Raw genomic sequence first — 10,693 nt, 5'->3', positions numbered from 1 at the left:
ACCGTGGGCGTTGCGAGTTAATGCGGACGGAGATTTCCGTCCAAAAACTGTCTTGAAGGAGTGAGCCGATGTCGACCCATATTTCAGTCCCGCCGCATGCGTTGCTTGAGCGCATTCTCACGCTGGAGATCGTGCGCGTGACGGAGCGGGCGGCGGTGTCTTCGGCGCGGCTGCGCGGGCACGGCAATGAGAAGGCGGCCGACCAGGCCGCGGTGGACGCGATGCGGCGCGAGCTCAACAAGCTGCCGATCGAGGGCACCATCGTGATCGGCGAGGGCGAGCGCGACGAGGCGCCGATGCTCTTCATCGGCGAGAAGGTCGGCATGAACGCCGGCCCGAAGGTCGACATCGCGGTCGATCCGCTCGAAGGCACCACGCTGTGCGCCAAGAACATGCCGGGCTCGATTGCCACCATGGCGATGGCCGACGGCGGCACGCTGCTGCACGCGCCCGACGTCTACATGCAGAAGCTCGCGATCGGCCCAGGTTACGCCAAGGGCGTCGTCGAGCTCGATGCCACGCCGGCCGACAACGTCCGCCGTCTCGCCAAGGCCAAGGGCGTCACGCCGGAGGGCATCACCGTGCTCGTGCTCGACCGTCCGCGCCACGCCAGCATCATCGAGAGCGTGCGCTCGACGGGTGCGGCGGTGCGGCTCATCACCGACGGCGACGTCGCCGGCGTGATCCACTGCGCCGATCCCGACAACACCGGCGTCGACATGTATCTCGGCACCGGCGGCGCGCCGGAAGGCGTGCTCGCCGCGGTGGCGCTGCGCTGCATCGGCGGCCAGATGCAGTGCCGCCTGATCCTCGATTCCGACGAGAAGCGCGAACGCGCCGGCAAGATGGGCGTCAACGATCCCAAGATGATCTACGGCATCGAGGACATGGCCAAGGGCGACTGCCTGTTCGCCGCCACCGGCGTCACCACCGGCTCGCTGCTCTCGGGCGTGAAATTCCGCAAGGACGGCGTGATCGAGACCGAGACCGTGGTGATGCGCTCCGTCACCGGCACCGTGCGCTACATCAAGGCCGAGCACCGCGAGCTGGCGAAGTTCCACCTGGACTAAGACGTCTGTCATTCCGGGGCTCGCGCAGCGAGAACCCGGAATCTCGCGCCACAACTTCTGGATTCCGGGTTGTCCGGGCCGCGCCTGGCGCGGTCCCGACGCCCCGGAATGACAACAAGAACAACAGGGGAAGCGCCCATGTCCGATCTCTCCGCCGTCAAAGCCCTCGTCTTCGACGTGTTCGGCACCGTCGTCGACTGGCGCACCAGCCTGATCACCGACCTGATGTGGTGGAGCAGGGACCGCGGCGTCACCGCCGACTGGACCGCTTTGGTCGACGGCTGGCGCGGCATGTACATGGCCTCCATGGACGATGTGCGCAAACACCCCGAGCGCGGCTACGTCATCCTCGACGACCTGCACCGCCGCTCGCTGGAGAAGCTGGTCGAGAAGTTTGCAATCAAGGGCCTGACCGAGGCCGATCTCGACTACATCACCAGGGGCTGGCATCGCCTGCATCCGTGGCCCGACAGCGTCGCCGGCMTGACCCGGCTGAAATCAAAATTCGTGATCTCGCCGCTGTCGAACGGCAACGTCGCGCTGCTCACCAACATGGCGAAGTTCTCTGGGCTCCCCTGGGACCTCATCATGTCGGCGGAATTGTTCGAGCACTACAAGCCCGATCCCGAGACCTATCTCGGCGCCGCGCGCCTGCTCGGCCTCAAGCCCGAGCAGGTGATGATGGTCGCCGCCCACAACGGCGACCTTGCGGCCGCGCAGAAGAACGGGCTGAAGACCGCGTTCGTGGCGCGGCCGACCGAGTATGGTCCGTTGCAGAAGGTGGATTTCGAGGCCACCGGCAATTGGGACATCGTCGCCAAGGACTTTGGCGGGATCGCCGACAGACTGGGGTGCTAAAGGCGGCCTGAACGTGTTGAGGGCGACCGAATGAACCAGGCCGCGGCCATCGATGCCGCCAATGCGATCAGCACCTATATCCTGGCGAAGGATGGCAACCGGCCTCAATTGATGAAGCTCGCCTTCGTGGAGGACTGCGAGCTCGAAATGGCCGTCAAGACCGACGCCATCTCGTTTCCGAGTTCGGCAAAGGGGCTGGAGCAAGTCACCCAGGTGCTGGTCACCGGCTTCGGCGACCAGTACGAGAATGTGCGCACGTTTTGCCTTTCGCGTCCCGATGCAGGCCACCTGCCGCATTTCCGTTGCGATTGGCTGGTCGGGATGTCGACGCGGCAGGGCGGCGCCGTTCGCGTCGGATGCGGACACTATGGCTGGCATTTTGCTTCCGGCGACGATGGGCGTGTGAAGAAGCTCGTGATCGACATCGAGGTCATGTGCGTGCTTCCGATCGAGGCCTCGGAGCCGATCATGCAGTGGCTGGCGGGTTTGCCTTATCCAGGGTGCCCGGACGTCCAGGCCCGCGAGCGCATTCCGGATATCGATGCGCTGCGGCCGATCGAGCGCTTCCTTGGCGGACGGAAATGACAGGCGGCCGTCCCTGAGGAGATACCTGCGGGTCCTTGTCCGTCACGCAATCCGCAACGCGGGCTCGCTCCCCTCCGTCTCCGCAAATCCCGCCTGTAAAACCTCTTCGCGCTTGTGCCGCAGATGCGCGCGCAGAATGTGGGACAGGCCGACGCCGTCGCGGCGCTGCAGCGCGTTCAGGATCGCCTCGTGCTCCTTCACGGCCAGCGCCCAGCGCTGCGGCGTCATCGGCGTGACGTAGCGCGCGCGCCGGATGCGCGCGGTCACGGACGCATAGACCGCCGCAAGCGCGGGATTTCCGGCCGCGTCGACGATGGCCTCGTGAATGGCGCGGTTGCCGCGGTAATATTGGATCAGGTCGCCCTCGCGATAATGCTGCACCATGACCGCGTGCGCGGCGGTGATCACGTCGATCTCGACCTCCGTGATGCGCTCGCAAGCGAGTTCGCCGGCGAGCGCTTCCAGGCCCTGGCAGACTTCGAACAGGTCGCGCATGTCCTTGTCGGTCAGCTTCGCGGCGCGCGAGCCGCGATGCGGCAGCAACTGCACGAGGCCCTCGGCGGCCAGCACCTTGAGCGCCTCGCGCAGCGGTGTGCGCGAGATCTGGAGCCGGTCGCACAGCTCGCGCTCGGGAATCCGCGCGCCTGGCGGGATTTCGCCCTCGAGCAGAATGGCGCGGATGCGGCCGACGACTTCCTCATGAAGCATGGGATGAGACCTAATTTGCATGCAAAAAGGGGAATACTGTCGCCAATCGTTAAGTTCAGGCTTGAAAATATCATATTTTGCATTCAAAACTACAAAAAACAGAGGAGGCTCGGGAGATGGACCAGCAGGTCGCGGCGGCGGAAGACCTCATCTTTGAACGCAATGGCAGCATCGGGCGGATCATTTTCAACCGCCCGCAGGCCCGCAATGCCTTCACCTTCGCCATGTACGAGCGGCTCGCCGCGATCTGCGAAGAGGCCAACCAGGATCCGTCGATCAAGGTGCTGGTGCTCCGCGGTGCCGGCGACAAGGCCTTCGCCTCGGGAACCGACATCAACCAGTTCCGCGAATTCGAGACACCGCAGGACGCGCTCGACTACGAGAACCGGATCGACCGCGTTCTCTCCACCCTCGAGCAATGCCGGGTGCCGACGATCGCGGCGATCAACGGCTTCTGCACCGGCGGAGGCGCCGGCATCGCCGCGGCCTGCGATCTGCGCATCGGCACAGCCAGCACCAAGATTGGATTCCCCATCGCAAGGACGCTCGGCAATTGCCTGTCGATGTCCAATGTCAGCCGTCTTACCGCGCTGATCGGTGCTGCCCGGGTCAAGGATCTGATCTTCACCGCGCGGCTCATCGAAGCCGCGGAGGCGGCAAGCGTCGGACTGCTCGGCGAAGTCGTCGAGGATATCACGGCACTCGACAAGCGCGCCGACGAAGTCGCCCGGCTTCTCGCCGGTCATGCGCCGCTGACGCTTAACGCGACCAAGCAGGCGGTGGCCCGCCTGCAAAAGCGGCTGACGCGGGACGAGGGCGAGGACCTGATCCTGATGTGCTACACCAGCCAGGATTTTCGCGAGGGCCTCGACGCATTTCTCAACAAGCGCCCGCCGCAATGGCGCGGCCAATAGGACGGGCCGATGCAAAAGGGTCAATCGCAATCCACCTCCGTCCGCCCGGGGCCGCTGGCCGGCCTCAAGGTCGTCGATCTCACCCATGTCATGGCAGGGCCGACCTGTACCTTGATGCTCGCCGACATGGGCGCCGACGTCATCAAGATCGAAAAATCGCCCAATGGCGATGACACCCGCCATTCGGTGCCGCCGAAGATCGGCGACGAGGCGGCCTCGTTCCTGATGATGAACCGCAACAAGCGCGGCGTCGTGCTGGATCTGAAAACCGACGGCGGCAAGTGCGTCCTGCGCCGACTGATCGCGAGCGCCGATGTGCTGGTCGAGAATTTCGCGCCCGGCGCCATGGAGCGGCTGGGCTTCGGCTATGAGGAGCTGCACGAGGAGTATCCGGCGCTGATCTATTGTTCGCTGTCGGGCTTCGGCCGCACCGGCCCCTACAGGCACCGCAGGGGATTCGATCTGGTCGCGCAGGCGATGAGCGGGATCATGAGCTTCACCGGTGAACGTCCGGACGGCCCGCCCGTGAAGTGCGGGCCGCCGCTGTCGGACATCACCGCCGGCCTGCTCGCGAGCATGGGAATTCTTGCCGCCTATGCGCATCGTCTCAAGACGGGTGAGGGGCAGTGGGTCGAGACGTCGCTCTATGAAGCCGCGCTGGTGCAGACCTATTGGCAATCGACCATTGCGCTGGCCGCGGGGACGGCGCCACGCGCGATGGGCTCGGCGCATCCGCTCAACGCGCCGTATCAGGCCTTTGAAGCCTCCGACGGTTGGCTCGTGGTCGGCGGTGCCAACAAGAAGCACTGGCTGTTGATGCTGGAGGCGCTCGGCGCGACCGAGCTCGCCTCCGACCCGCGCTTCGTCACCGGGGCCGACCGAATGGCGCATCTGAAGGAGCTCGAAGCCGTTCTCAGCGAGCGCTTCCGCACCAGGCCGCGGTCGCATTGGCTGGCGGCGCTTGAGGATAAGGGCGTGCCCTGTGGTCCCGTGCACGACATGCTGGAAGCCCTGAGCGATCCGCAGACGCTTGCGCGCGAGATGGTGGTCGAGGTCGAGCATTCGACGCTCGGTCCGGTGAAGACGATCGGACTTCCGGTCAAATTCTCGGAGACGCCCGGCAAGGTACGTTCCGGCGCACCGGTCTATGGTGAACATACACGGGAGGTGCTGGCGGAATACGGGTTCGACCAGCAACAGATCGAAGCGCTCGAAAAAGAAGGCGCGATCGTCTCGGCGTCGATCAGGCAGGAGGAACGTATCGCCTGATCTGACGTCGCGACCAAGAAACAAGACAAAAAAATTTGGGTGGAGGAAAAACATGCGCAAGACGTCGACATTTTTGCTGTCCGCAGCCGCCAGCGTGCTCGCCTGCACGATTTCCGCCAGCGCGGCCTGGCAGCCGCAGAAACCGATCGAGTTCGTGGCGACTGCAGGGCCGGGCGGCGGCACCGACAATCTGGCCCGCGCGGTCCAGAACATCATCACCAAGTACAAGCTGACGGAGCAGCCGATCGTCGTCGTCAACAAGGGCGGAGGCAGCGGCGCGGAGGGCTATGTCTACGGCAAGGCCTCCGCCGGCGATCCCTACAAGGTGATCTTCGGCACGTCGAACGCCTGGCAGCAGCCGCTCGTGTCGAAGGTGGCCTTCAACTACACCGATCTCACGCCGGTCGCGGCGATGGCGCAGGACGAGTTCCTGCTCTGGGTCAAGCAGGACGCGCCCTACAAGACGGCGGGCGATTATCTGAAAGCTGCCGCCGCTGGTGAGTTCAAGATGGGCGGCGCCCAGTCCAAGGACACCGATGAGGTGCTGACCCGCATGATCGAGAAGGCCGGTCACGTCAAGATGACCTACATCCCTTTCAAGAGCGGCGCCGAGACCGCGGTGCAGCTCGCTGGCGGACACCTCGACTCCCACGTCAACAATCCCAGCGAGAGCCTTGGGCAATGGCGCGGCGGTACGCAGCGCCCCCTTTGTGTGTTCAGCCCGAAGCGATTGCCGCAGGGCGCCAAGGTCACCGCGACCGAAGGCTGGGGTGATGTTCCGACCTGCGCCGAGCAGGGCCTCGACATCAAGCAATATGAGCAGCCGCGCACGGTCTGGCTGCCGGGCAAGGTCACGCCGGAGCAGGCCGCGTACTATGTCGATCTCATGAAGAAGGTACAGGCGACGCCGGAATGGAAGGACTACATCGAGAAGACGTCCCAGGTCGACACGTTCCTGACCGGAGCTGACTTCGACAAGTTCATCAAGGAGGATCTTGAGCACCTCAAGCAGGTCGCGGGCGAGCAGGGCTGGCTCATCAAGTGAGCCGGCGCCACCGGGCAATGACGTCCTGTTATCTCGTGCCGAGCTGGAGCTTCCGATGATATCGCGCCGCGCTCTCGAACTGGCGACCGCCGCTCTCACCGGCAGCTTCGGTGTCACGGTCGTCGTCTCCAGCCTCGACAACGGCATCGGCTGGTCGAGTGCGGGCGTGGAGTCGGGCACATTCCCGTTCCTGACCGGTGTCATCCTCGTCCTCGGCAGCCTGTATAATCTGGCGCGCGGTGCCCTGCCGGGCGCGACGCTTGCAAGCGTCCCTATCGCCATCACGCCGACGGAGCTGCGCCGGCTTGCCGGCTTGTTCGTGCCGGCCGCGATTTTTGTTGCCGCGATCCCGCTCGCCGGGATGTACGCCGCGTCGGCGCTGTATGTCTTTGCGGTGCTGGCGATCCCCAGACACCAATCCGTGCCGCGCGCGCTCGCCATGGCGGGAGCGACGGCGCTGGCGCTCTACGTCGTGTTCGAGCGGATGTTCCAGGTGTCCTTGCCGCACGGGGCGCTCGCCGCCGCGTTCGGACTCTGATGGAAGGCCGCGATGGATAATCTCCAGGAGCTCCTGCACGGCTTCAGCATCGCGGTCACGGTGCCGCATCTGGCGCTGATGGTGGTCGGCGTGCTGCTCGGCATTCTCGTTGGCGTACTGCCGGGGCTGGGTGCACCGAACGGTGTGTCGCTGCTGTTGCCGCTGACCTTCGGCATGCAGCCGGTCTCAGCCATCATCCTGCTCTCCAGCATGTATTGGGGCGCGCTGTTCGGCGGCTCGGTGACGTCGATCCTGTTCAACATCCCCGGCGAGCCGTCGTCCGTCGCGACCACCTTCGACGGTTATCCGATGGCACGCGACGGGCGGCCGACGACGGCGCTCGCCACCGCCTTCGGCTCGGCGGCGTTCGGCGCGCTGGTCGGCGTTATCCTGATCACCTTTCTCGCCTCATGGGTGGCCGAGGTCGCGCTCGCTTTCGGCCCCCCGGAATATTTTGCGGTCTATTTCCTGGCCTTCGCAAGCTTCGTCGGCATGGGCGGCGCGGCGCCGATCAAGACGGTCGTGGCGCTCGCGATCGGCTTTGCGATCGCCGCCATCGGCATCGACACGGTCTCGGGAMGCGTCCGCCTCACCATGGGGATCGACGAGCTGGTCAAGGGCGTGAACTTCGTCGTCGCGGTGATGGGCCTGTTCGGCATCGGCGAGCTTCTGGTCGCGGTCGAGGAGGAGTTTCACGCCCGCGCCGTCTCATCGAAGATCGATTGGCGCGAGGTGTTTCGCGCGGTCGCCCGTCTGCCGCGCCATAGCGTTGCATTGCTGCGCAGCGCGGCGATCGGATGCTGGATGGGGATCACGCCGGGCGGCCCGACGGCTGCATCCTTCATGAGCTACGGCATCGCCAGGCGCTTCTCGCGGCGTGGCCGCTACTTCGGGACGGGCGAGGTGGAGGGGATCATCTCGCCGGAGACGGCCGATCATGCCGCCGGCACCAGCGCGCTGCTGCCGATGCTCTCGCTCGGCATTCCCGGCTCGGCCACCGCGGCGGTCATGATGGGCGGCCTGATGATCTGGGGACTCAATCCCGGACCGATGCTGTTCGTCGACCAGAAGGATTTCGTCTGGGGGCTGATCGCCTCGATGTATGTCGGCAACATCGTCGCCGTGGCGTTGGTGCTGCTGACGGTTCCGGTGTTTGCCGCCCTGATGCGGATTCCCTTCGTCGTCATCGCGCCGTTGATCGTGATCATCTGCGTCGTCGGCGCCTATTCGGTGTCGAATTCCTATCTCGACGTCATCATGATGATGGGCTTCGGCATCGTCGGCTATCTCTTCAAGAAGCTGTTCTATCCGTTGGCTCCGCTGGTGCTGGCGATCGTCATCGGCGACAAGGCTGAGGATGCGTTCCGGCAATCGATGCTGATGTCCAAGGGATCGCTCGGAATCTTCTTCGCGAACCGTCTCGTGACCTGTCTCGTGCTGGCCGGCATAGCGCTGCTGCTGCTGCCGCTTGCGTTGCAGCTTGCGCGCTGGTTGCTACCCAAGCCCGTCGCGACCGGTGACGAGACCTCAAGCCAGGAAGAAAAGGTGATCATATGACCTTAAGGCCGCTCATTGCACTTGCGATGGGAGATCCCGCCGGCATCAGTCCGGAGCTGACGGCAAGGCTCGCGGCGCAGGACGACGTCCGCGCCCGCGGCCGGCTCGTCGTGATCGGCGACCGCCGCATCTTCGACGAGGGGGCGCGCATAGCCGGCATCAAGCCGGAGCTGAAGACAGTGGAGGAGGGAGCCGACTTTCGCGGGACGGAGGGCGATGTGCTGTTCGTCGATCTCGGCCATCTCGATCCCAAAGAGGTCGAACCGAAGACTGCGACCCTTTCCGGCGGCAGGTTCGCKCTTGCCAACTACAAGCATGCGCTCGAACTCGCCCGCGACGGCCGCGTCGATGCGGTCTGCTTCACCCCCTTCAACAAGCAGGCGATGCGGCTCGCCCGCGCCGAATATGACGATGAGATCGCATTTTCAGCCGAAGTGGCCGGCCTCAAGACGGCGGCGAGCGAATTCAACGTTCTGGGGCAGCTCTGGAACGCACGGGTCACCTCCCACATTCCGCTCAAGGACGTCGCCGCGCGATTGTCGGGCGAACGCATCCATCGCGCGCTCAAGTTGACCGACTCCTGCATGCGCAATGCCGGCTTCGCGCGACCGCGCATCGCGGTCGCGGGTCTCAATCCACATGCCGGCGACGGCGGCAATTTCGGCCGCGAGGAGATCGACGTCATCGCGCCCGCAGTCGCCGCCGGGCAGCGCGATGGCATCGCCGCCGAGGGACCGTTCCCGGCCGACACCGTGTTTCTGCGCGCCAAGGGCGGCGCCTTCGATGCGGTACTGACGATGTATCACGACCAGGGCCAGATCGCGATGAAGCTGATGGGCTTCGACCGTGGCGTCACCTTGCTCGGCGGCTTTCCGTTTCCGATCTGCACGCCGGCGCACGGCACCGCCTATGACATCGCAGGGCAAGGCATCGCGTCGATCGGCGCGAGCCGCGCCGCGGTGCTGCTCGCGGCGGAGATGGCCGGGCGTCGTGCTGCGTGACGAGGCGACGCTATTTCGCGATCGGCGTCGTCAGCTCCTTGTCGGCCGTATCCACCACGAACACGGCAAGCAGCTTCGCGGGCTCGGTCTCGCTGGCATTGGCGCTGACGGCGTGGCGGTCGCCGGGCCTCTCGGAAAAGTTCTCTCCCTTGTGAAAGACCTTGGCGGGGCCGTCATTGACCTGACTACGGATCGCGCCTTCCAGGACCGTGGCATAGATGARGGCGGAGGGCGGGTGCATGTGGGCCGGTGAGGAGCCGCCGGGACCATACTCGACCAGCACGCCCTTCATGCTCTTGCCCGGGACATTTGGCAGTGCCTGGTCAAACACGACAGTCACCTTCGCCGAAGGCGCCGCCGATTCTGCTGCATGGGCACTCAGGAAAGATGCGGCATAAACCGCCGCTGCGATCAGCAATCCGCGCATGGGGACTTTCCTCCTCAGAGGTTCGCGAGCCAGGTTGCGAGCGGGATCTTTCCGAGCCGCGCCTCGCCGAGCGGGTTCAGCGATGTGTCGTCAATGGGGGCGCCGTAATACGGCGCCGTTGGGTCTCCCACCACCGGCCGGGCGTCGCCGGACGCCTTGAGGCGGCGTGCGATGAATTCATTGAAGGGGGCCTTCTCGGGTCCCGCGATATCGATCGTGCCGTTGAGCGGCCGGCCCATGGCGACCTCGGCGAGGCGATCGGCGACGTCTTCAGCCGCGATCGGCTGAAACAGTGCCGATGGGACGACGATCTTTCCTTCGATCGCACCCGTCTCGGCAATGGCGCCGAGGAATTCGAAGAACTGGGTGGCGCGCACGATCGAGTAGGGGATCGGCGAGGATTTGATGATGGTCTCCTGGGCGAGCTTGGCACGAAAATAGGAATTGTCGGGCGACCGTTCGGTCCCGACGATCGACAGCGCCACGTGATGCTTCACGGCTGCCGAGGCCTCTGCCGCAGCGAGATTCTTGCTCGAACGCTGGAAGAAATCGAGCACGGCGGCGGGCTCCCAGGACGGCGCGTTGGCAACATCGACGACGACATCCGCGCCCGCCAGCACTGCTGCGAGGCCTTCCCCGGTCACGGCGTTCACGCCTGATTTCGGCGAGGCTGCCACCGCCTCGTGCCCCTGCTGCTTGAGCTTCGCGACGAGCTTGGATC

12 protein-coding genes are annotated in these 10,693 nt (G+C 65.1%); 9 read left to right on the top strand and 3 right to left on the bottom strand.

What is annotated here, in order from left to right; translation table 11 throughout:
• The first annotated feature begins 68 nt into the window (after positions 1-68).
• From glpX to ACXJL8_RS21885, 3 genes are all read left to right on the top strand, one after another.
• Complete coding sequence (gene glpX / locus ACXJL8_RS21895) at positions 69-1,070, top strand: class II fructose-bisphosphatase (protein WP_456621127.1); 1,002 nt, start codon at positions 69-71, stop codon at positions 1,068-1,070.
• Between the two features lie 138 nt (positions 1,071-1,208).
• Positions 1,209-1,928 (top strand): haloacid dehalogenase type II, encoded by a 720-nt coding sequence (locus ACXJL8_RS21890; protein WP_456685563.1) that lies wholly within the window; start codon positions 1,209-1,211, stop codon positions 1,926-1,928.
• Positions 1,929-1,958: 30 nt separating this feature from the next.
• On the top strand, positions 1,959-2,513 hold the full coding sequence (locus ACXJL8_RS21885) for a hypothetical protein (RefSeq protein ID WP_456621125.1): 555 nt from the start codon (positions 1,959-1,961) through the stop codon (positions 2,511-2,513).
• Between the two features lie 42 nt (positions 2,514-2,555).
• On the opposite strand, the gene ACXJL8_RS21880 is transcribed toward ACXJL8_RS21885, so the two are convergent.
• A complete protein-coding gene (locus ACXJL8_RS21880; protein ID WP_456621124.1) occupies positions 2,556-3,221 on the bottom strand; it encodes a GntR family transcriptional regulator in 666 nt (221 codons plus the stop codon).
• Positions 3,222-3,337: 116 nt separating this feature from the next.
• Between ACXJL8_RS21880 and ACXJL8_RS21875 the strand changes: the two genes are divergently transcribed.
• Genes ACXJL8_RS21875 through ACXJL8_RS21850 form a run of 6 tightly spaced genes read left to right on the top strand, consistent with a single transcriptional unit; the run spans position 3,338 to position 9,545 of the window.
• Positions 3,338-4,135: an enoyl-CoA hydratase/isomerase family protein gene (locus ACXJL8_RS21875; RefSeq protein WP_456621123.1), complete on the top strand. Its 798-nt coding sequence runs from the start codon at positions 3,338-3,340 to the stop codon at positions 4,133-4,135.
• Positions 4,136-4,144: 9 nt separating this feature from the next.
• The gene (locus ACXJL8_RS21870) at positions 4,145-5,404 is read left to right on the top strand and encodes a CaiB/BaiF CoA transferase family protein (protein ID WP_456621122.1); all 1,260 of its coding nucleotides are present in this window, start codon (positions 4,145-4,147) and stop codon (positions 5,402-5,404) included.
• Positions 5,405-5,456: 52 nt separating this feature from the next.
• Entirely contained in the window at positions 5,457-6,449 is a 993-nt protein-coding gene (locus ACXJL8_RS21865; protein ID WP_456621121.1) for a Bug family tripartite tricarboxylate transporter substrate binding protein, read from the top strand.
• Between the two features lie 55 nt (positions 6,450-6,504).
• Entirely contained in the window at positions 6,505-6,987 is a 483-nt protein-coding gene (locus tag ACXJL8_RS21860; protein ID WP_456621120.1) for a tripartite tricarboxylate transporter TctB family protein, read from the top strand.
• Between the two features lie 12 nt (positions 6,988-6,999).
• On the top strand, positions 7,000-8,544 hold the full coding sequence (locus tag ACXJL8_RS21855) for a tripartite tricarboxylate transporter permease (RefSeq protein WP_456685562.1): 1,545 nt from the start codon (positions 7,000-7,002) through the stop codon (positions 8,542-8,544).
• The gene (locus tag ACXJL8_RS21850) at positions 8,541-9,545 is read left to right on the top strand and encodes a 4-hydroxythreonine-4-phosphate dehydrogenase PdxA (RefSeq protein WP_456685561.1); all 1,005 of its coding nucleotides are present in this window, start codon (positions 8,541-8,543) and stop codon (positions 9,543-9,545) included. The genes ACXJL8_RS21855 and ACXJL8_RS21850 overlap by 4 nt, the downstream gene beginning before the upstream one ends.
• A gap of 10 nt (positions 9,546-9,555) precedes the next feature.
• On the opposite strand, the gene ACXJL8_RS21845 is transcribed toward ACXJL8_RS21850, so the two are convergent.
• The gene (locus ACXJL8_RS21845) at positions 9,556-9,972 is read right to left on the bottom strand and encodes a cupin domain-containing protein (RefSeq protein WP_456685560.1); all 417 of its coding nucleotides are present in this window, start codon (positions 9,970-9,972) and stop codon (positions 9,556-9,558) included.
• A 14-nt stretch (positions 9,973-9,986) separates the two neighbouring features.
• Positions 9,987-10,693: SDR family oxidoreductase (locus ACXJL8_RS21840; RefSeq protein WP_456685559.1), on the bottom strand; the 707-nt coding region annotated here is incomplete at its 5' end.

This window comes from Bradyrhizobium sp. P5_C11_2 (assembly GCF_054049755.1).
Note: the sequence above shows the minus strand (reverse complement) of the source record. Positions and strands in the feature narration are given on the sequence as shown.